We start from the raw sequence: 22161 nt of genomic DNA, 5'->3' as shown, positions 1-22161 counted from the left end.
ACCAAGATGACTAAGGATAAAATCAACAGGCAGCATGCATACACGTTTGCACCTTGGTTTATTTAGAAAAGGTCGGCAATGGAAACAATTGTATCGAAGTTTCAGCTTGACTGCGAAAAATACTTACCTGCTTGCCGACTAAGATACAGGTAAGGCATTTGTGTTATTTACACAAAAACACCATTACGATACAATAATATAGTTTATATATACAAACGTAATAATTAATAATATAAAAAACAAATATTGTTAAGAATAATAGTCTTTCAGTTATACAAAAAGATAACCATCCTTTATTACAGGTAATCATAGTAGACTAGTAGGCCAACTACAGCACCGAAATAACACTGGCTAGCTATCCAAAATCTATCTTGTACAAATACTATAGCAATACTTAATTTATACTTTATCAATACTTAAACAATACTGTAAGGGTGCCTAATCCGACCTTAAGAGCTCCCATATTCCTTCCCTTGGGCAGGCAGCTATTTCCTAAATTATTACTAAATTTAAGTCCAAATTGCGCAGAACAAATCTGATAAATAGGATCAGTCCTTCCCGCCCCACAATTGGATGTAAACGAATTATAAATAACGCTAAGCGAATCGTAAACTTCTATCGCTTACATGGCCGATGTGTTGTATTTTTAAAATACAGTAAAATATTACTATTATTAAGAAGTACTAAAGTTTAATAAACCGACAAATGACTTTAAAAAAAATACTTTTATTCTTTTGTATTTCATTTCTGATCTATCCGATATACGGTCAGACCAATTGCAATTGTTCACAGGCACTCAAACAATTAATCAGTAAAATCGAAACAGAATATCCGGGCTTTCCGGAAAAGGTAAAACAGCACAACGATTTATACCAAGCCAAAAAGAGTATTTTGAATAAAAAAAGTCTCAACGCAAAAAATGAAGCATGCGTAGCTCTTTTGCAGGAGTATCTCGACTTTTTTCAGGATGAGCACATTGTTTTAAGATCATTGACTACAGAACGAAAGAAAGTCTCCAAAACTACGGAGAGTACGGCTGAACCTGAAGAAGAAGTGATGGCCAAGGCAATTAATCCCGAGGTTTTCTATATTAAGATTGGCAGTTTTGCCTATGAAAATATCGCTCCAGTAAAGGATTTAATAGTCAAACATAAGGAACAGATTGAAAATAGCAAGGGCTTGATTATCGACATCAGGAATAACGGCGGAGGAACGGATGATGTATACCAACCCATTTTACCTTATGTCCTGACCAATCCAATACGGATTATGAGTGTTGAATTTTTTGCCACCCATACCCTGGTTAACGGCCTACGGGACTATGCCCTTAAAAATATGAAACCGGGGACGGACTCTATTTCAGAAGCGAAAAAGATAGAGGATGATCTAAAAGAATACAAAGATAATATCGGAAAATTTGTGCTCTATGGTGATAAAAAAGTACTTATCGATACGATCGCACTCCATAAGAAAAGCCCGACCCAAGTTATTATTCTAGCTAACAGAAATGTGGCCAGTTCAGGTGAAAATTTCTTATTCAGCTGTCGTCAAAGCAAAAAAGTAAAGATCTTGGGCACGCCCAGTATGGGTGCACTGGATTATGGATCGATACGGGAATTTAAATTTGGCTGTGATAATTATCAACTGCTGTTGCCAACATACAGATCAGCTCGCTTACCACAATATCCTATCGACAATATTGGCGTACAGCCCGACATCTATTTGGATGAGTCCATCCCCGACTGGATAGACTATGCTGTTCATTATATTCAGGAATAGCAAAACTTCATCAGGGTGCAAATCATAGAAATGAAAGCATGAAACATATTTTTAAAATGGGAATTATCGGTACATGCATCGGCTTGCTGTTCTCCTGCAAGGAGCAGGTCAGCCCTTTGTCTGAAGACTACTATAAAAAAAGTGGAGCGATCTATTTTATCCCCGGAGGCAATGGTTTTGAACGTGGCTCAAGAAAGACGGAGGCAGATGTAAATAGTTTTTCTGTTATCAAAGGTGTCTATGCACGTGATAAAGACAATATCTATGTTATGGGTTGTCCACAGCAATTTGTAGATCCAAAAACTTTTCGATTGAAGGGAAATATTCCCGTCGATCAGTCTCATGTATTCGTTTTCGATGGTTCGACGACTTCAACTACACGAAAATGCAGCGAGCAACAACTCATTGCCATTACGGATGCTGATCCCGAAACGTATATTACCTTGTATGATACGATCGCATCCCTATCGAAAGATAAATCACATTACTTCTACAATGCCCAACCATTAGCTGTTGACTATGCTTCATTTAAAATTTTAAATGAAAATTTTGTAAAAGACAAAAATGGGCTCTATCTGGTAACGCAGAAAAGTATCAATCCGCTCAATTACACAACGGATAAGATTGATGTGCTCAACGACGAATACATCATTTTGGATGGAAAAAAATTACTTTATTACCAGCCCTATCAGGGTATCGGTGTGCTCGAAACGGATTTACCTTCTACCAATAACATCAAATTACTTGATAGAAAAACGGTAATTATCGATCAACTGGTTCTCATTGAAGGAAAGAAATTTGAATTCATGGATGTCGATGCCGCCAGTTTTAAAATATTGGAAGGCATTGGTGGAAACTCTTTTTGGTCCGGTGACAAGAATCATATCTATTATAACCAACAGTTATTTGCGGAGGCCGACACAAAAACTTTTGAAGTCCTTAGACGCGCTGTCGCCAAAGATGCCAGACATATTTTCGTCGGCAATAAAATCTTTGAAGGCCCCGATGTCAAAAGCTTCAGAAGTGTAGATAAAGCAAAAGTAAACCACGATTTTGAAGATGATCTGGGCAACAAGTACTGGTACCAACCCAAAGAAGGAGGTGCAGAACTTATTCCCGTAGAGAAGAAATAATGATATCGCTTGAATCTATTATTTCAAAATCGGTCGTTTAACTAAGTACAAGTTCATAACGTACGGATCTTCCAAGCCCAATTTGTTCAAATATACCTTGCTCTTGTAGGTATTGCAGGTCCCTTGTTGCAGTAGCTTTTGAGGTCTTCGCAATGGACATATACTTTTTTGCGGTCATGCATTTGAGCCGCCTCTAAACTCTAATCGGATCATCGAAAAAATAATGAAGGAACAAACGGGCTTAATCTGGCTGTCCGGCAACCAATCAAGTCGCTTTATAATCACTGAATTCGGCTATTTTTCCAAAGGCTGTTTTCGCCTACTTTAGCCTCAGGATCACGACATTTTGCATGAATCCTATCATAAGGCGTCGCATTGGCATAATGAGCGTATAGGAAACTTTTCGTTGCTCTTTTAACAGCGAACGCATTCAATTAAGAAGAAAAAAGATGATCAAATCAATATTAGTAGGTTTAATAACCATTCTTTGTATGACAGCCTGTGCACAAGAGTCCAGCATAAATCCATCCTTGAAATCTATCCATTGGATTCCTATGCAGACCCAGGACAAACAATTCGTCTATGTGGACAGTTCGCTCCGGAAGCAACTGACACAAAAATTCTATGGAGCCGAACCTTTTACCCACACTGGTTACGCTATCGTCTCAAACGAGAAGAACCAGCATGCTTTAATTAATTCAACGGGAGATTTTATCGAAAATTATTCTGATACTGACCTTGGGTTACAACCACTAGGCCAAGTGACGCTGCTTATGAAACGTCGGGAGCATGAGAAAAAACTGCCCTTCTGGAACTGGGACTGGAATATTATGGGTGGTGGAGTAAAAAAAACAGCGTCCTATGTTAAGGTAGAAATCCGTGTGCTTGAAACCGACCAGGTCCTGTTGGACAAAGATGTTCCCTATGACGAAAACGAATACAGTTCGGCGGCATACGATCTAGATGATAAACATTTCGTCCTAAATGGGAATCTTTATGAACTAAAAAACCAGCATCTAAAAAAGCTTAGTACAAAAATTGATATGATTTTGGAAAATGGCCGATATATTCCTCCTGCTGAAAATCGTTTTGAGATCTACGATATTCAACATAAGCGGCCTATTTTTTCCAATCTGGTCGGTGTGGATAAAATAGACTTGCTCTGGAACGGCCAGCCCTTACAGCTGGATTCCATCAATCAGGATCGCTACAAACCAACAGTGCCCAAATTATTAAAAGACAACAGCACAGGCGCCATCTATGTTTTCCCGCAATATGAGAAAGCTTTGCCAAAACAGATCAAACAGGCTACTGTAGCACAGTTGGATTTTCTGAAAGAAGTTTCTCTCGTGTATTCTGTCAACAATTCACCTTACTTTATTTTGGGGAGATTTAATTATGACCATGAGGTCTGGGCTTATGACTGGTTGTATCTTGACAAGGATGGCAATTTATTGGATAAAATCAACGTCAAGGATTTCTTTATTTTGGACCAGGTAGGTTATCTGGTCTGGCCTGATAAGCATATGTTGTTTACAAAGAATACGCTTAAAAACGATTGGAAAACGGGAAAAATAAAATACGTCCATCAAACCGAAGCATTGTACCTCATCAACGTCAAAAAAGGAGAGCAGGATCCAACCATGGGCCTCTGGAATGCCGAGACCAAAATATGGGATCTACCGCCAAATTTTCAGCATATTGATATCTTGGATGGCAAACAACAGATCTTTTCCTTACAGATACAAAAAGATGGCCCTTTTACCTTGTACAATAATATAACGAAACAGCAGGTCGGGACCAAAAGTTATGACACAATAAACCCAAGTGGTCTGGTACGGATAAAAGGCACGGAAAATAAAGATAATTACTATTACATAGACATCTACACCGGAAAAGAGTATAAGGAGTAATGTCAGGTGGAGAAACAGAAGCGGGCTCTTACTTAAGGGATAAAAAAGCCCCGTTGTGATTTGATAAACAAACGGGGCGAAAAGTGTAAAGGAAATTAAAATTTTTACTTCGCAGCTTCCAGAAGCTTATGGAAAATAGCCGTATTATCGTATACCCCCCGGAATAAAAACGAGCGGGCTCCATAAGCAAATACGGGAACGAAAGCATTCGTATGATCGTTGCTGCTAAAATTAACCATTACACGTCCTGATTTACGGTCAGAATCGAGCAATGTAAGTCCGCCAGTTTCATGATCTGCAGTTACAACAACCAGCATCTCTGGATCTTGATCGGCCAACTTTAGGGCTTCTTCGATCGTTTTGTCAAAATCCAATGTTTCCATGACCGAATATTTGAGGTCATTCGCATGACCGGCATAGTCAATCTGCGCAGACTCTGCCATCAGAAAGAATGGTTTATCATCGCGGGACAGAAACTTTATGCCATCCAGCATAGACTGTTTTAAAATCGTTGATCGACCATCTTTCACAGGCTTGAGAAGTTCGTCCGACAGGAACACAATCTGCTTACCACCGGATTGATTGATCTGATCTTTTACAATCGAAACACCAGTATATCCTTCCCAGTCACTTTTCTTCTGCAACCACCCAGGTTTTCCGCCCAGAATAAAATCCATTGTGGAATGTTGAAACTGTCTTAGAATGGATTCACTCTCATTCCGTTCCTGCTGATGAGCATAGAATACTGCGGGAGTGGCGTCAGTAACATCACCGATGCTGATCACTCCTGTTTTCCATCCCTGATCGGCCAGCACCGCAGCTACGCTGGGCAATGGTTTACCGTTTACATCGACAGCAATTGCGCGGTTATTTACTTTCTGCCCTACAGCGATTGCAGAACCCCCAGCAGCGGAGTCGGTATTGTCCGAATTCAATGCCTCGGTCTGTGAAAGTCCTACTGTTTTGATCTGTGTCATATTGAGCGCGCCACCATTGGCCAGTGTCGCCGCTTTTACAGCGACCATCCCCATACCGTCTCCAATCAAAAGCAGAATCCGCTTCACCTTACGGTCCTGACCGTCATATTGAAAACTCGGTGTATAGATCGCCTGTGGTTTTGCCGACTGGAAAGATGACCGTTCACGCTGATCAAGAAATAATTCTAAGGTCTTGGGATGATCGGTATTGATCCAATACACGCCGAGATTAATCAGCTGCTGCCAGGCATTGGGACTGTCGTGTGTTCCATAAAAACGAAAACGAAGTCCCAGTGAATCAGCTTTGGCGACCGCCTTTTTGATGGCCGGAATATTTTCGGGTAATCCCTTACCGTTCCAATCCGTATAATCCTTTAGATCAGCACTGATCAATCCAGTCTGCGCTAGGCTCGCTGCATCATAGCTCCAATTGACTTCCCCGTCAAAAAACAACCATTTGGGATAATCCTTAAATCCATCTGGTTTAGGTCTCCCACCTGTTACGATTACTTTAATGGCATTGGCATTTTTAAGCGGATTGAATAGATCGCCATATTGTTCAAGCGCCTTGACAAGAATAGGCAATACCTGTTTATAGTTTTCCTTGATATCAATCAGCAACTGCATTTTTTTTGCTTTGTCAGCAAATGCTGTTCCGTCATTTCTGCGATATAGTGCAGCCACAGGATCCAGATAAAGCGCCTTGAGCGTATTCTCCGTTTTGATTTCCTTTGCATCATGCGCAACCATAAGTTTACCATTGCGCAGGAAAACATCTGCTTCAATGGATTGCATTCCCGCGTAATAGGCCGTGTAGAAAGGTTGGCTCTGCCAGTAATCGTTATGACTATGCCCAACATAGTGGATCGCCCCCGCCTGTCCTTTTTCACGGTTGAACATCAGCTGCTCAAATTTTTCATTGAGTGTTTGTGCGGAAGACCCTAAAGGTCCTCCACACAAGCCAGCGATTATCAATAATCCCCCCAATTTAGTTTGGAAGACTTTTGGAACTTTTACCATCCTTGATTTTGTTTAATCAAACCTGCACTATTATCCACTTCTCTACGCGGTACAGCCCACACATGGTGAATTTTCGGATCAAATTTACGGCCCGCAAACTCAACAGGCATGCCTGAACCATTCTTCATCGCATAGGTATGAAGCGGCTTAGCATAGGTATCCTGTGCATCACCCCAGCGCACCAAATCCCGGTGACGGTCTGCAAACTCACCTGCCAACTCATTACGGCGTTCGCGTTTCAGATCAGCCAAAGTCATCCCCGTCTTTTCAATCAGGTTGGCACGTTTACGGATCATATTCAATTCTTTATCTCCAGCTCCGCTACCATTGAGCATAATTGAAGCTTCGGCTTTAATCAGTAATATTTCGGCAAAACGGATCAAAGGCACATTCAGATCCGTGGCCATGTGATTTCCATTTGGACTCACATGTTTACCGACTGGATTTACATGCGAGAAAGGTTCCATATACTTGTTGAACTGCATGTCACAAGTCGCGGAACTTGCCGGAGTAAATATCCGCTCGCTACCGAAGAACGTAAACTTATCCCCTGGCTTCAAGATTGTCGCCTCCCTACGTGCATCGCCTGTTTCATACGAATCATACAACTCTTTCGTTGGCATATAATATCCCCAACCATTGTATAACCCCCAGGCACCATTGGTAAGCATAACACCCGGTAAAATCGATCCCCAGCCATCCGTACCTGCAGCTGTACTTGTGACAGACCAGATATATTCAGGCCCCCAGTTATTTGCCGCTTTGAAGACATCTGTAAAAGTAGGTTCAAGCCCACGTTTACCCTGGTTGATAATCATATCTGCATAGAGAATGGCATTTTTGTAATCTTTTTTATACAGGTACATTTTGGAAAGCACCGCCCATGCCGCTACCTTATGCGCACGGCCATAATCCGCTTCCCCCAGTTCATTGAAAAAAGGCAGTTGATCAGCAGCCTCTTTCAGCAGCTTTTCTATATGACGATAATTTTCTTCGATATTGGCCGCTCTAGGTGTGGCCTTTTCGTTGTCCATATTTTCAACAGTAACAATAGGTACTCCGGCGCGTTCATCTGCATAGTTAGCAGCTAACTGAAAGTACATGTAGCCTGCATTAAAATTGGCTTCACCTAGAATACGTTTCTTTAACGCCTCATCCATGGAGATCGAAGGGACATAGCGCAAGATATCATTGGCCTGTTTGATAATGGCATAGCGCATTTGCCATTGTGATTCCGTGTAGCCGCCGCCGATGTAATTGCTGTTAAACGTACGGATATTCTCTGCCTGTGCATTGTTTCTTCCGGTGACCATATCGTCGCTGGCATTCAAAAACCAGGCAAATCCACGGCCATAGAAATCCTCCTCATCATAGAGGTAATAAAGCCCATTAGCCCCTTTTATCGCATCTTCTTTCGTTTTCCAAAAACTTGCCTTTGACGGAGCTCCCTCCGGCAGGATATCCAATTTGTTGGTACAAGATTGAAAAGACATTCCCATGCTTCCTAAAAGCAGGGCAAAACATATATTTCGAGTTATTTTTTTCATTGGAGTATTTTTTAAATATTCACAGGACAATCAGGTTTAATCATTCAGTTTCCCGATTTGAAAAGCTATATCATCCTTTATTTTATCCAAATTTGAGATTAAAAAGTGACAGCTGCTCCTAACATAAATGTACGCGACTGCGGATAACGACCCGCATCCACACCATAATCGTTCATCCCGACCTCAGGATCCATTCCCGTATATTTCGTCACGGTAAACAGATTGGTTGCTGAAGCAAAGAACCGTAATTTCTGCACTTTATATCTTTGTGTTAGTTCTTGTGGTAGCGTATACCCCACCGCAAAATTCTTTAAACGGAGATACGATCCATTTTCCACATAAAAATCCGATACATTGGAGAAGTTACCATTCGGATCTTTCACCGATACACGCGGTATATTGGAGTTTGGATTGCTCTCTGAATATGCATTCTTAATTTCTTCAAACATATTGTAAGGTTGTCCTGATGCTGCATTTAAACCTGTATATTTCAAGGTATTGAACAATTTATTCCCTTGCACCCCCTGGAAAAAGATATTGACATCAAAATTCTTATAGCTACCATTAAACGTCAATCCATAGTTAAAATTCGGGTAAGCACTTCCCAAGAATACACGGTCTTTATCATCAATTACGCCATCTCCATTTTGATCCACAAATTTCATATCCCCAGCTTGGGCGTTAGGTTGTATTTTGGTTCCAGTACTGCCTTTATACTGCTCGGCCTCCTGATTAGACCTAAATAGACCCGCAGTTTCCAAGCCATAGTACGAATACAGTGGCTGCCCCGGTTCGGTCAATAAAGGTTTCAGGATACCACGATAGTCAACCTGCGAGGTTATTTTTGGAAATTCGTCAATTAAATAGTCTACATTATTGGAGATCTTATTGACTGAAGCGCTTAAATCATATTGGAACGCTGCGTCTGATTTGCTGCTATAGGTCACAGCAAGTTCAATTCCTTTGTCCGTAACGCGTCCACCATTGACAGTTTTGGTCTGTAAACCAGTTGTCCCGGCTAGTGCGATATCCATCAACATCCGATCTGTCCGCTTAACGAAATAATCCGCATTCAGGGTCAAACGGTTATTTAATACACCAATATCTAATCCAATATTTGTCTGGTTCGATTGCGCCCAAGTCAATATAGGATTGCCCATGATTCTTTCAATGTATCCAGGCAACAACGCTGGTGTTTTACCAACCCAATTGTCCACACGCTGTAATAATGGACTTACAGCCGTAGAACTCAACGTTCCTAAATTACCTAAAATGCCATAACTTCCTCTTAATTTCAACGTATTGATTACTTCGGAATCCGAAAGAAATGCCTCACGATGGATTGCCCAGGCCCCGGATACAGAACCATAGTTCTGGAAACGATTGTCTTTTGCCACTAATGAGGTACCATCCCGACGACCGATCAAGGTCAACATATAACGGTTGTCGTAGTTGTAGTTTGCACGCAAAAGGTACGATATCAATGCCTGCTCAAGCTTCCCATCAACGACTGGCTGAATGCGTCCAGCATTGACCAAGTAACGGTAGTTTTTAGCCTCGTCATCAAAGTTCTCGCCGATAACATTATGATAGCTATTTGTAGTTTTTTGATACATATATCCTGCTAGGGCGTCGAAACGGTGCAGACCAAAATTCTTTTCGTAGGTCAATGTCTGCTCAGCCAAGATATCTGTCAGACGATTGGTATTAACGGCGAGGGAATTGGACATATTGGGTTTTCCAATTTCCGGAATACGTGCCGTAAACTCCTTAAAATCGGTGAATTGCTTTGTATAAGCAAAATTTGATTTAAATTTCAAGCCCGGAAGCAATTTAAGCTCAATATAGGGATTGATCAATAAGTTATGTACGGGATTGTTAACATCCAACCGGCTTAGATAAGCGACCGGATTGATGACATCACCATAGGTACCCGGACCATGGTCCGACGGTAGTCCTGAAAACTTACCTGCGGCATCATATACAGATACATTTCTTGGGTAGTGAATGGCGGATAATACAGCCCCCGTATAGCCGGAACTTGTATTGGCCCCCTGCCCATTGGTAAAGGAGTAGGAAATATTTTCACCCAATTTCAACCAAGGGGTCACCTGTGTCTGTGAATTTACACGGAAATTGTATCGTTTAGAATACGTATTGATCAATATACCTTCGGCATTTCGGTAGTTGAAGCCGGTGTAGAAAGAAGACTTCTCATTACCTGCACTTGCTGATAGATTATAATCCTGTACGCGCGCCGTTCGGAAAATTTCGTCTATCCAATCGGTACGGGTGATCTGTCCATCCGGATATTTACTTGCATCAAAAGCCGGGTCACGTGCCACGCCGGCATTATCTGCCGCCTGATTGGAGATCATGGCACGATCTGCTGCATTCAGCGCTTTGATCAAGTTGTGCGCTTTTTGTACACCATATTTCGCTTCAAAATCAATTTTCAAATCACCACTCTTGCCACCTTTTGTTGTGATCAAGATAACACCACCCGAAGCACGCGCACCATAGACTGCGGCTGCGGCATCTTTCAGCACACTAATATCTTGAATATCATTCGGATTGAGCTCCGGAGCCCTTGCCTGGAGTACACCATCGACAACGTATAATGGCTGCTCACCATTGATCCCCCCCATACCACGGATATTGATACTCGGTTTAGACGTGGGATCACCACCCTCGGCAGTTACCGTAACACCGGGCGTCTTCCCTTGAAGCACTTCTCCTATTCCTGCCATTGAACGGCTGTTTGTTCCTTTCAAATCTGTTGTAGCAACAGCACCAGAGACCGTGCTCTTCCGTTGCGTACCATAGCCAACCACCACTACCTCCTCCAATTGACTGGAATCTTCGGCCAAGGTAACTGACAGGCTATTACCTGTCACCTGTTGATCCAATGACTTGTACCCTACAAAACTAAAGCGAAAGGTTTCGCCTTGCTTGGCGGACAATTGAAATTGCCCTCTCGCATCAGTTACTGTTGTTTTTCCTGATTGAACGTTTTTAACTGTTACTCCTGCAACAGGCACGCCATTATTCGCGACAACTGTTCCTTTAATTTGGTCTTGAAAGACGCTGCTTCCGATGATGGAAGAAAAAGGCTTTTTTGCGGGGGATGCTTGTCCCTGATAGACAATCCCAAGCGCGAGTGGTAGAATTAGAAATTTATTCATATGATTGATAATGTGTGGCGAAAGTAGAAATTACGGGTTATCACAATTTTAATATCGTGTTAACAAAATGTGAACCCGTCTTCAGTTTATTTAATCGGTATATTTTTTTTGGTTTTCATAAAAATATAAATTTTTTTTATGTCTGCAAATGTATGTACATAATAAAAATTCGATTTAGCAAGTGTTTTTTTTTACTTATCTTGTAATCCAAACAACAACAACCTTTATGATACCACAACTCAAAAGAACCGCGATCTTATGTTTGTTACTGATCAGCGCTTCCATACGACTTTTTGCTCAGGACAATGGAAAGGCTGATTGGTTTAAAGATGCCCGTTTTGGCATGTTTATCCACTGGGGCTTATATAGCGCTGCTGAAGGTATGTGGAAAGGTGAACCTCTAAGGTATATGAATAATTACGCGGAATGGTTACGCTACCGCAACCGTGTATCGAAAGAAGAATATGGCAGCTTGGCCAAACGCTTTGACTGGAACAAGATAGATCCAGAACAATGGGTACTCCTCGCAAAGGAGGCCGGAATGAAATATATGATCATCACGACCAAACATCATGATGGTGTGGCACTATGGGATACCAAAGTCGGAACCTATAGTTTGCCTAAACTCAGTAGCTCAAACCGCGATGTGATAAAAGAAATCGCAGCTGCCTGTAAAAAACATGGCATGAAACTCGGTTTCTATTACTCACACTGGATCGATTGGGAACATCCTTATGGCTGGAATCATCAGCAAGAATTGTCCGGACACGTAACCGATGCCCAATACAATCAGTATTGGCAAGAGAAGGTAATACCACAGCTTCGTGAACTTATGAGTAACTACGGCGATATTTCGCTGATATGGTTCGATATGTGGATCCCTTATCAAAAATCTATCATCAAAAAAGAACAGTTACTTCAGGTCGTAAAATTAATCCGCGAGCTGCAACCGAACTGTCTGATCAATTCACGTCTAGGCCTTCCTACAGATGCCGAAAATGTAGATTTCGAAACCCTTGGTGACAATCAATTTGGCAGCAACTATATTGCCCACCCTTGGGAGACACCGGGTACCATTGCCCACTCTTGGGGATATAACGGTCAGGAAAACGAGTGGAAATCAACAAGCCAGATCTTCCAATCATTGATTTCAAATGTAAGTCTCAATGGCGGATTCACCCTAAATATTGGTCCTAGGGCCGATGGAACCGTTCCCTACGAAAGTGTAAGCCGCTTACATGATGTAGGCTCCTGGTTAAATACTTATGGCAAAAGCATCTATGGTGCCACTGGCCTTTCTTTAAAAAACAACCATTTTGACTGGGGTTACTTGACTACAAAAACCGAACAAAATAAAACAGTTGTCTATGCGCATGTATTTAACTGGCCTTTGGATCACAAACTTCGTATTACAGGTACCAAATCCAAACCGTCCAATATAGCAATGATGAAAGGTACCAGTTTGATTCCCCTGAACTATGAGCAGAAACTAAGCTCAATCCATATTAACCTACCTGTGGATCAACCGGATCATTATGTTTCGGAAGTAAAATTGACCTTCGATGGTCTCCTGGAATTGGACAAAAATACCGTCCCTGAATCCACTTTTGGTGGTTTTTCCCTAAAATCAACCAATAGCCTCAACAATGACCTGAAAATCGTACGTTATAATGGCAAAAATCCGACCCATGCTGTCCTCACAGGAAATACGAAGATCGACTGGGAAGTAACGGTTACAGAGGCAGGAACATATGCGATAGATTTCTCTGCTCACAATCCCAATAAAGAAAATATTCTCTTCGAAATTAGTGTCACTAGCCAACAACTGACCGGAAGTTTTGAACCGACTAACAAAATGGTTGTCGAACCAAATGAAAACAACTACACCGAAGAATTTGTAGAAAAACCTGTCGGAGCATTAAAATTTGATAAACCGGGAAAATATATTCTAACGTACAAAAGTCAACAACAGCTTCCTCTCTGGTTTAATTGGTTATGGCTGGAAAAAACAAAAAATTGAGCTGTCTAGAACAATAACTATCTAAAAAAGGACTTATGATGCTTTGTCTTCATAAGTCCTCTTTAATAATTGAAAACTGTTTCATATTCTTTTCAAAAAAACCTCCCTCAACAATTTAAATCAATATTTTCAAATCATTTTTGATTTGATTAATCGTACAAAGGACTTATCTAAAACCCTCCAAAACCTTTTATTCTTTTCCCTGTTACACATAATAACCTACCTAGCAACTCGTTATATAAATATTACCTATTTTAATATTTTTTTATTATTTTGTGTTAAAAGTTACCAATTTTGTAAATCGAGACCAGACTAGTCTCATATCGTATAAATGAGTAAATTAATCCTAAACATTGTCGGATAATGCATCTGCAACGGAACTCTTTATCTACACCTTCCGCTCAAACGCAACGTTCGGGGTTAGAAGGATTGATTACAACTTCGGAAGATGGAACCATTTTACATCTTAACTCACGCGCATGTGAACTTTTAGCCTTAGACGATAATGAATCCAAGGGCAAAAAGCTACATGAATTAATCACATTCTATTCATCCGAGGACGCATCCGCTCTCAGCGCAGAAAGCTCCCCCTTCCAAATCGCTCTTAACAACAATCAAGTCCATCAGGAAACAATCCTGGGAATCGCAATAGAAGACTCTTTTAGGTGGTTTGTATTTCATATTACTCCATTCACCGAAGAAAATAAGAGCCGCCTGCTGCTATCTTTCATCGATGTCTCCAAGCTTGTCAATCAGAATCAGGCATTAAAAGATAAACAACATCAGCTTCAATTACTGGTTGCCTCGCTCAATGATCTTGTTTTTGAAGTCTCCGATATGGGGGTATTTAAAAACTATTGGACAAACGATCCGAATCTGCTATTCTATCCGCCAGAGGAATTTCTGAATAAAAGTCTGATCGAACTTTTCCCGGCAGACTTAGCCGTACCAACAATTCAACTGATCCAAAACTCATTAAAGCTTGATCGTGAGTTTAAAATGGAGTTTCAGTCTCCTTCCGAACAGCATAAAGACAGGTGGTATAGTTTACAGATAAAGCCTATTCACCGAACACAAAACCGGGTCGCATTGGTCATTTCAGATATAACTAAACAGGTAGAATCAACAGAAAAAATAAGATTTAACGAGCATAAATTCAATCAGGCATTCCATTTCTCGGGTTTGGGTATGGCATTGACAAACCTCGACGGCTCTTGTATTGAGTCGAACAATACATTGACAAAAATCGTGGGTTATACCCAGGAAGAAATGTCGAAAATGAAATTCACCCAAAAAACACACCCAGATGACATCGAACGCGATATTGAGCTTCGTAAAAAGCTTATTCAGGGTGAAATTGATAGCTTTACCGTACAAAAACGTTTTCGACATAAACTAGGGCATTTTGTATGGTGCTCAGTCACCATTGCTGCAGTTTTTGATAACGCCAATATGCCATTGTTTCTGATTGTTCAGGTCCAGGATATTTCCGAATCGAAGAAAAATATCGAGATATTAAAGCGACAGAAAATAGAATCTGATTTGGTTAAAATTGATCTTGAGACCAAAGTCAGGCAACTGGAGGAGTTTGCCAATATCCTGGCACATAACCTAAAGGGGCCCTTGAGCAATATGCCAATGCTCATCGATGAACTCAAAATTTCGAAAGATGAAAAGGTAAAGGCTGATTTTTTAGATCTTTTAAAAATTAGTAGTGAACAACTTACCGAGACCTTACACGACTTGGGCGAGATCCTTGAATTGCGTTCAAATAAATCGCTTGTATTCGAAAATTGCAATTTCAACGATGTATATCTGAAAGTAAAACAACAGTATATTGAAGAAATACAATTGAAGAATGCAACGATTTCAGTAGAATTCAATGTAAAACATATTCACTACCCCAAAATCTATCTGGAAAGCATTCTGAGCAATCTCATTAGCAATTCCCTCCGGTTTACAGCCCCTGACAAAGCACCACATATTGAAATCAGTACTTCCATGGTGGAAGATGGCACATTACTAACTGTAAAGGACAATGGACTGGGCATCAATCTACCAAAATACAAATCCCAGCTTTTCATGTTTAAGAAAGTTTTCCATCGTGGATTTGAGAGTAAGGGTATCGGATTATTTCTCACACGCTATCAGGTGGAGTCACTGGGGGGTAAAATAGATGTACAAAGTGAACCGAACGAAGGCAGTGTCTTTTCAGTCAAATTTTTAGAAAGAACGTAATGAATCAGGAAAATAAAAGAAAAATCATCCTCATAGACGACAATGCGATATTACGCACTATTTTCGGCTATATGCTCCAGGGATTTTCGGACTACCCTATTGAATTTCACCCTTTTAAGAATGCATTGGATGCATTGGATTTTTTAGGCACACATGATATCAGTGCATCTTTAGGACAACCCCTATTATTTGTTGATATCAATATGCCTTTTATGACGGGGTGGGAACTAATGGACGTTTTAGAAGATAAAAGCGATTTCATTAATCAAACCAAGATTTTTATTATCAGCTCTTCTACGAGTAAAAGTGATCAGGAACAACTGGAAAACTATCCTTTTATAAGTGATTTTATATTGAAGCCTTTTGGTAAGGAGTTGTTATATGAAATTTTGAGACAGAGCTATTAAAAGATCTTCATGCTCAATAGAAGAAGCATTGGTTGCCTCCATACGTTTAAAACAGAATGTTATTGACTTGCCCGAATATGCTATCAAACCGTTAATATAAGTAACTCATCTTAGTTAAATCAAAAAATAGGAACCTGTATCTTGCAGGTTCCTATTTTTATTTACATTATTAGATCGCCTTACATTTTTCGGCAAGCCAATTCTTTTCTTCACTTGAAAGATGCGTTGATAACTGATCAAATACCCATTGATTATAATTATTCAACCATGCAAGATGTCTTTTTTCCAACAGGGATTTCTCAATCAAGTCTGTCGCAATATAACATATTGTCAATGTCTCAAAATCTAAGAAATCACCGAATTCCGACGAACCCGCTTTACGAGTCAACACCAAATTCTCGATACGAATACCATGCTTACCAACACGATATAGACCAGGTTCAATGGAGGTAATCATACCGGGTTCAACAGCAACATCTATCGCCGCAGCATTAAATGTCTGCGGTCCTTCATGTACATTTAAGAAAAATCCAACGCCATGACCTGTGCCATGACCATAATTGCGCAAAGTCTCCCACAGCGGGCGGCGGGTAATAGCATCGATTTGATACCCACGGGTGCCTACAGGAAAAATTGCCTGCGACCCCTCTATTGTGCCTTTCAGCACCAAGGTATAATCTTCTTTTTCCTCCTGGGTAAGTCCACCGAGAGAAACAACGCGGGTAATATCTGTTGTTCCTGTTTTGTATTGACCACCAGAGTCCACTAACAATAAGCCCTTTGGACGTAATGTATAATTGGATTTTTCATTTGCTGAATAATGTGGTAATGCACCATGGTCCAGGTAGCCTGCAATTGTCGTGAAAGAAACATCAACAAATCCCTCTTGGCTCTCACGAAATCCACGTAATTTATCTGCAATGGAAAGTTCAGATAGCTCTTCGCTGGTAACGTTTTCCTCCAACCATTTAAAAAACTTGGTAAGCGCAACACCGTCTTTTACAAAAGTATGTCTGTTATTTTCAACTTCTACTTTATTCTTAATTGCTTTTAAAGTCGTAGAAGGGTTTATTTTTTCGACTATTTTAACGTTTTCAGGAACGCTATCAAACATCGCAAAGCAGGTGCGTTTTGGATCAATTAAGATAGCCTTTGCCTGCAATGCCTCGATCGTCTCATAGATATTGTCGTATGCAGCGATTTCAACGCCATAACTTGCTAATTCAGCAACGGTTTCAGCGTTCAACTTTGATGGTTCAATGTAGAGTGTTGCAGTATCAGTTGTGATCAATACGAATCCCAAAACGACTGGGTTGCAAGGTACATCCTGCCCACGGATATTAAGTAGCCAAGCAAGATCATCCAACGAAGATATTAAATGTGCATCGGCCCGATTTTTCTTCATTTCAGCCCGTACAGCATCAATCTTCGCCACAGTAGATTGTCCTGTTGTACTTTCAGGCAACAAGTAGGCCTGTGCTTTTGGCAATTCTGGTCTACCTGCCCATAAATCAGCTAGTAAATCAACATGGCCATCCACCTGAATATCCAAGGGCTCCAACACGCCTTTGACAGATTGAGCCACCAAAAGTGACGCCAGATTTCCATCAAAAGCAACTTTCGCTCCTGCATTCAATTTCTCTCCTAACCAATCCGCATACTCTGCCGCTGCCTGGACTTTCAGTTTAACCAATTCAAAACCGGTTCCTTCCAATTGCTCCACTGCCTGGACAAAATAACGGGAATCTGTCCAAAGACCTGCAAAATCTTGTGTGATTGCCAAAGTACCTGCAGATCCTGTAAACCCTGATGCCCAAGCAATACATTTGTAACGTTCTGGTAAATATTCACTGATATGAGGATCTGATGATGGGATAATATATCCATCGATTCCTTGAATCTTCATAGCCTCACGAATAGCAGCTAATTTTTCGATATGCTTCATGTCGTCTATACAATTTTATGCAAGTTAGGATTTTTTAGGGTCGAATGCCTAACTTTAAGCCAAATAAAACAAACGAATCAAAGTGTACGTGCATGCATTAAAGTTATACGCACATCGCACCAAATATAGAATATCAAATAACCGGACAACATAAGGTCCGACGAAATTACATGTTAATGAAAAAATTTGCATTATATTCCATTGCACTATCGACCTATGCACTTACCGGCATGACAAGTTCTTTATTTGCACAGGATATCCGAGCCAAAATCCAAGACGCATTCAATCAGTTTCAAAATCAGGAAAACGTAAAAAATGGTATCAGTTCTTTAACGGTATTTGACGGAAAGACAGGACAGACTATCTATGCTGCCAATGAAAATATCGGGCTAGCTACAGCTTCCACCATGAAAGTGATTACTGCGGCTACAGCATTGGATTTTCTGGGCAAGAATTATCAATTTAAAACAACCTTATACTATACTGGTACCATAGATGAAACCGGCGTCCTGAATGGTAACATCATTGTAACGGGGACTGGAGACCCTACCTTGGGCAGCGACCGCTACCCGGAAACTAAAGCAGCTATCGTGTTGAACAAATGGATCGCAGCTATTCAAAACGCTGGGATACGAAGTATCAATGGAGCAGTTATTGCCGATGACCGCCTCTATAATGGCAATCAACTCCCCGGGGGATGGATCTGGACAGATATGGGGAATTATTACGGTGCCGGCATTTCATCACTCAACTGGCATGAAAATGCTTTTGGGATTGATTTTAGTCCAGCAGCCAAAGTTGGTGCAAAAGCTGAAATCGTCAATTACACGGTCCAAGCTCCCTATCTGCAGATTATCAACGAAACCACAACAGGCAGAGCAGGCAGCGGGGACAATGTCTATGCCTATGCAGCGCCTTATTCTACCAAGATATTTGTCCGCGGTACTTATGGTCAGGATTTGAAGAAAACCATCGAGCTCGCTTCCCCCGACCCTGCATATGATCTGGCTTTTCAGCTGAATGAAGGTCTCAACAAACAGGGCATCCTTGCAATCCAACCACCCGCAACAGGGGCGAAGATGGATTCAATAGACGTATCCCAAAAGCAAACCCTGGATGTGCACCTGTCCCCTACCATGGATAAAATTGTCTATTGGTTTAACCAAAAAAGCATCAACCTCTATGGGGAAGCCCTATTAAAAGCGATCGCCTATACCACTGCAGGAAAAACAGGAACGGATGATGGGGCCAATTACATACAGAAGTATTGGAACGCCAAATTAGGAATCAAGCCAAGTGAACTCAATAGTATGGATGGTTCGGGGCTTTCGCCGCAAAATAGGGTCACCACACTCGCCATGAACAAAATCATGCAATATGCACAAAAGCAAAATTGGTATCCTGTATTCTACGCAAGTCTGCCGACCTATAACGACATGAAGATGAAAAGCGGAACAATCGGTGGCGTACTGGGGTATACCGGTGTTCACACCAATAAAAATGGACAATCATTTACCTATACGCTATTGGTCAATAATTATTCGGGATCAGGGTCCAATATGCGCAAGCAAATGTTTAAATTGCTGGACATTTTAAAATAACATATTATTGTCTATTTATAATAAGATATTGGCAAATATTTCCAAATATCAAAAAGAATGATAGATTTGTAGCCTTAAATTAATAAAATCGTAATGAGTAACACTAATCGTAAACAGGCAGCGTTAAATTACCACTCAATGGGTAGACCTGGAAAAATAGCTGTTGTTCCGACAAAACCAACAAATTCGCAAAGAGACTTATCATTAGCATATTCTCCTGGCGTAGCGGAGCCATGTTTGGCTATTGCCGAGAATAAAGAAGATGCTTATAAATATACCGCAAAAGGGAACCTTGTTGCTGTTATCAGTAACGGTACAGCTGTATTGGGCCTAGGTGATATCGGTGCTCAAGCAGGTAAACCTGTTATGGAAGGAAAAGGTTTATTGTTCAAAATTTTTGCTGACATCGATGTATTTGACATTGAAGTGGACACCAAAAATGTTGACGAGTTCGTTAAAATTGTAAAAGCATTGGAGCCAACTTTCGGAGGTATCAACCTGGAAGATATCAAAGCTCCTGAATGTTTTGAAATTGAGCGTCGCCTGAAAGAGGAAATGACGATTCCCGTTATGCACGATGATCAACACGGTACAGCGATCATTTCAGGTGCAGCCTTGATCAATGCCTGTGAAATTATCGGAAAAGATATCTCCAAAGTAAAAATCGTCGTTAATGGTGCTGGTGCTGCTGCGATGTCCTGTACAGCAATGTATATTTCTGTAGGCGCAAGCAAAGAAAACATTGTAATGCTAGACAGTAAAGGTGTCATCCGTACAGATAGAGAAAATCTGGATAGCATGAAAGCACAATACGCTACTGATCGCGATATCCATACCCTAGCAGATGCTGTAAAAGACTCGGATGTATTTATCGGGTTATCAGCTGCGGATGTCATGTCAGCAGATATGTTGTTATCAATGGCTCCTAATCCAATTGTTTTGGCAATGGCCAATCCAAATCCGGAGATTGCTTACGATTTAGCGATGGCTACCCGTAGTGATATTATCATGGGTACTGGCCGTTCGGATTATCCAAATCAGGTAAACAACGTATTGGGTTTCCCTTACATTTTCCGTGGCGCTTTGGATGTACGCGCAACAGCAATTAATGAGGAGATGAAAATTGCGGCAGTACGTGCGATTGCTGATCTAGCGAAACAACCAGTTCCGGAAGAAGTCAATCAAGCTTACAATACCAACAACTTAAAATTCTCTGAAGAATATATCATTCCTAAACCTACCGATCCACGTTTGATCACAGAGGTTTCTATGGCTGTAGCAAAAGCAGCGATCGAATCTGGTGTAGCGAAAACAGCAATCGACGATTGGGATAAATACCGCGATGCATTACGTAAACGTCTGGGTAAAGATGATGCGATCATGCGCAACTTAACGATGGCAGCTAAAAGAGATCCTAAACGTGTTGTCTTTGCTGAAGCAGATAATTACAAAACATTACGTGCCGCTCAAATCGTAAAAGAAGAAGGTATTGCACTTCCAATTCTTTTAGGTAAAAAAGAGAAAATCCAACGTCTGATCCAAGAATATGCTTTTGAATTAGATGGCGTAGAAATTATTGATCCAGTTGCTGAGGTTGATGGAGAAACAGAGCGTTCAAAAAAATTCATCGAGCACCTTTATAACAAAAGACAACGTAGAGGGATCTCTCGTTACGACGCGCGCAAGCTTATGTTTGACCGCAACTATTTCGGTGCTTCTTTGGTTGAGTTTGGCGAAGCAGATACATTGATTTCTGGTATGACCAAAAATTATGCAAATACCATTCGTCCAGCATTGCACGTTATCGGCGCTAAGCCGGGCAGCCGTGTAGCAGGTATGTATATGATGTTAACCAAAAAAGGACCTATTTTCATGGGCGATACGACCGTGAATGAAGATCCTACTGCACAAGAGCTGGCTGATATCACATTGCTTTTGGACAAAGCTGTTAAACGCATGAATATCCAACCGCGCATTGCATTATTGTCTTACTCTAATTTTGGCTCCAGTGAAGGAAAAACACCGACCAAAGTAAGAGCAGCAGCGCAGATTATTCACGACCAACATCCTGACATCATTGCTGATGGTGATCTACAAGCTAACTTCGCCTTAAATAGCGATATGTTGACTGACAATTTCCCATTCAGTTGTTTAAATGGACAATCGGCAAATACGCTTGTTTTCCCTAACCTGGAATCAGGTAATATCGCCTATAAACTATTACAAGAAGTCGGTGAAGCGGAAGCTGTAGGGCCAATTCTTTTGGGTATGAACAAACCGATCCATGTACTACAATTGGATAGCTCTGTACGTGAAATCGTCAACATGGTGACTATTGCCGTAGTTGATGTTCAAGCTCATCTTAAAAATTTATAGAATCGCTTAAAATCTTCCTA

The 22161-nt window shown here is 40.9% G+C and carries 13 protein-coding genes; 8 read left to right on the top strand and 5 right to left on the bottom strand.

Features of this window, described 5'->3' with window-relative positions; genetic code table 11:
* The first annotated feature begins 705 nt into the window (after nucleotides 1-705).
* The gene (locus tag LC454_RS17705; RefSeq protein WP_223583792.1) at nucleotides 706-1779 is read left to right on the top strand and encodes a S41 family peptidase; all 1074 of its coding nucleotides are present in this window, start codon (nucleotides 706-708) and stop codon (nucleotides 1777-1779) included.
* A 38-nt stretch (nucleotides 1780-1817) separates the two neighbouring features.
* Nucleotides 1818-2912 (top strand): DKNYY domain-containing protein, encoded by a 1095-nt coding sequence (locus LC454_RS17700; protein ID WP_223583791.1) that lies wholly within the window; start codon nucleotides 1818-1820, stop codon nucleotides 2910-2912.
* Nucleotides 2913-2949: 37 nt separating this feature from the next.
* Here LC454_RS17700 and LC454_RS26665 read toward each other — a convergent pair whose 3' ends face one another.
* The gene (locus tag LC454_RS26665; protein WP_410528663.1) at nucleotides 2950-3072 is read right to left on the bottom strand and encodes a hypothetical protein; all 123 of its coding nucleotides are present in this window, start codon (nucleotides 3070-3072) and stop codon (nucleotides 2950-2952) included.
* Nucleotides 3073-3361: 289 nt separating this feature from the next.
* On the opposite strand from LC454_RS26665, the gene LC454_RS17695 reads away from it, so the two are divergent.
* On the top strand, nucleotides 3362-4825 hold the full coding sequence (locus LC454_RS17695; RefSeq protein WP_223583790.1) for a hypothetical protein: 1464 nt from the start codon (nucleotides 3362-3364) through the stop codon (nucleotides 4823-4825).
* A gap of 104 nt (nucleotides 4826-4929) precedes the next feature.
* Here the strand turns inward: LC454_RS17695 and LC454_RS17690 are convergent, their stop codons facing one another.
* The 3 genes from LC454_RS17690 to LC454_RS17680 all read right to left on the bottom strand — a co-directional run bounded on the left by LC454_RS17690 (nucleotide 4930) and on the right by LC454_RS17680 (nucleotide 11554).
* Nucleotides 4930-6822 (bottom strand): alkaline phosphatase, encoded by a 1893-nt coding sequence (locus LC454_RS17690; RefSeq protein WP_223583789.1) that lies wholly within the window; start codon nucleotides 6820-6822, stop codon nucleotides 4930-4932.
* Nucleotides 6816-8369, bottom strand: a complete 1554-nt coding sequence (locus LC454_RS17685) for a RagB/SusD family nutrient uptake outer membrane protein (protein ID WP_223583788.1) — start codon at nucleotides 8367-8369, stop codon at nucleotides 6816-6818. Before LC454_RS17685 ends, LC454_RS17690 begins: the two co-directional genes overlap by 7 nt.
* Before the next feature lie 98 nt (nucleotides 8370-8467).
* The gene (locus LC454_RS17680; RefSeq protein ID WP_223583787.1) at nucleotides 8468-11554 is read right to left on the bottom strand and encodes a SusC/RagA family TonB-linked outer membrane protein; all 3087 of its coding nucleotides are present in this window, start codon (nucleotides 11552-11554) and stop codon (nucleotides 8468-8470) included.
* A 226-nt stretch (nucleotides 11555-11780) separates the two neighbouring features.
* On the opposite strand from LC454_RS17680, the gene LC454_RS17675 reads away from it, so the two are divergent.
* The 3 genes from LC454_RS17675 to LC454_RS17665 all read left to right on the top strand — a co-directional run bounded on the left by LC454_RS17675 (nucleotide 11781) and on the right by LC454_RS17665 (nucleotide 16219).
* Nucleotides 11781-13574, top strand: coding sequence for an alpha-L-fucosidase (locus LC454_RS17675; RefSeq protein ID WP_223583786.1), 1794 nt, complete (start codon nucleotides 11781-11783; stop codon nucleotides 13572-13574).
* Between the two features lie 363 nt (nucleotides 13575-13937).
* A complete protein-coding gene (locus tag LC454_RS17670) occupies nucleotides 13938-15812 on the top strand; it encodes a PAS domain-containing sensor histidine kinase (protein WP_223583785.1) in 1875 nt (624 codons plus the stop codon).
* Nucleotides 15812-16219: a response regulator gene (locus LC454_RS17665; RefSeq protein WP_223583784.1), complete on the top strand. Its 408-nt coding sequence runs from the start codon at nucleotides 15812-15814 to the stop codon at nucleotides 16217-16219. The genes LC454_RS17670 and LC454_RS17665 overlap by 1 nt, the downstream gene beginning before the upstream one ends.
* Before the next feature lie 169 nt (nucleotides 16220-16388).
* Here the strand turns inward: LC454_RS17665 and LC454_RS17660 are convergent, their stop codons facing one another.
* Entirely contained in the window at nucleotides 16389-18164 is a 1776-nt protein-coding gene (locus LC454_RS17660; protein WP_223583783.1) for an aminopeptidase P family protein, read from the bottom strand.
* Between the two features lie 176 nt (nucleotides 18165-18340).
* Here LC454_RS17660 and dacB point away from each other — a divergent pair, with 176 nt between their 5' ends.
* Both dacB and LC454_RS17650 read left to right on the top strand, forming a co-directional pair.
* Entirely contained in the window at nucleotides 18341-19765 is a 1425-nt protein-coding gene (gene dacB / locus LC454_RS17655; protein ID WP_223583782.1) for a D-alanyl-D-alanine carboxypeptidase/D-alanyl-D-alanine-endopeptidase, read from the top strand.
* A 93-nt stretch (nucleotides 19766-19858) separates the two neighbouring features.
* The gene (locus tag LC454_RS17650; RefSeq protein ID WP_223583781.1) at nucleotides 19859-22141 is read left to right on the top strand and encodes an NADP-dependent malic enzyme; all 2283 of its coding nucleotides are present in this window, start codon (nucleotides 19859-19861) and stop codon (nucleotides 22139-22141) included.
* Nucleotides 22142-22161: the final 20 nt, after the last annotated feature.

It is taken from the genome of Sphingobacterium sp. GVS05A (assembly GCF_019969845.1).
Taxonomy (GTDB): Bacteria; Bacteroidota; Bacteroidia; order Sphingobacteriales; family Sphingobacteriaceae; genus Sphingobacterium.
Note: the sequence above shows the minus strand (reverse complement) of the source record. Positions and strands in the feature narration are given on the sequence as shown.

Excerpts from the sequence above, each read along its gene's own strand:
- LC454_RS17705 (WP_223583792.1), top strand. The coding sequence starts at position 706 with ATGACTTTAAAAAAAATACTTTTATTCTTTTGTATTTCATTTCTGATC.
- LC454_RS17700 (WP_223583791.1), top strand. The coding sequence starts at position 1,818 with ATGAAACATATTTTTAAAATGGGAATTATCGGTACATGCATCGGCTTG.
- LC454_RS26665 (WP_410528663.1), bottom strand. The coding sequence starts at position 3,072 with ATGTCCATTGCGAAGACCTCAAAAGCTACTGCAACAAGGGACCTGCAA.
- LC454_RS17695 (WP_223583790.1), top strand. The coding sequence starts at position 3,362 with ATGATCAAATCAATATTAGTAGGTTTAATAACCATTCTTTGTATGACA.
- LC454_RS17690 (WP_223583789.1), bottom strand. The coding sequence starts at position 6,822 with ATGGTAAAAGTTCCAAAAGTCTTCCAAACTAAATTGGGGGGATTATTG.
- LC454_RS17685 (WP_223583788.1), bottom strand. The coding sequence starts at position 8,369 with ATGAAAAAAATAACTCGAAATATATGTTTTGCCCTGCTTTTAGGAAGC.
- LC454_RS17680 (WP_223583787.1), bottom strand. The coding sequence starts at position 11,554 with ATGAATAAATTTCTAATTCTACCACTCGCGCTTGGGATTGTCTATCAG.
- LC454_RS17675 (WP_223583786.1), top strand. The coding sequence starts at position 11,781 with ATGATACCACAACTCAAAAGAACCGCGATCTTATGTTTGTTACTGATC.
- LC454_RS17670 (WP_223583785.1), top strand. The coding sequence starts at position 13,938 with ATGCATCTGCAACGGAACTCTTTATCTACACCTTCCGCTCAAACGCAA.
- LC454_RS17665 (WP_223583784.1), top strand. The coding sequence starts at position 15,812 with ATGAATCAGGAAAATAAAAGAAAAATCATCCTCATAGACGACAATGCG.
- LC454_RS17660 (WP_223583783.1), bottom strand. The coding sequence starts at position 18,164 with ATGAAGCATATCGAAAAATTAGCTGCTATTCGTGAGGCTATGAAGATT.
- dacB (WP_223583782.1), top strand. The coding sequence starts at position 18,341 with ATGAAAAAATTTGCATTATATTCCATTGCACTATCGACCTATGCACTT.
- LC454_RS17650 (WP_223583781.1), top strand. The coding sequence starts at position 19,859 with ATGAGTAACACTAATCGTAAACAGGCAGCGTTAAATTACCACTCAATG.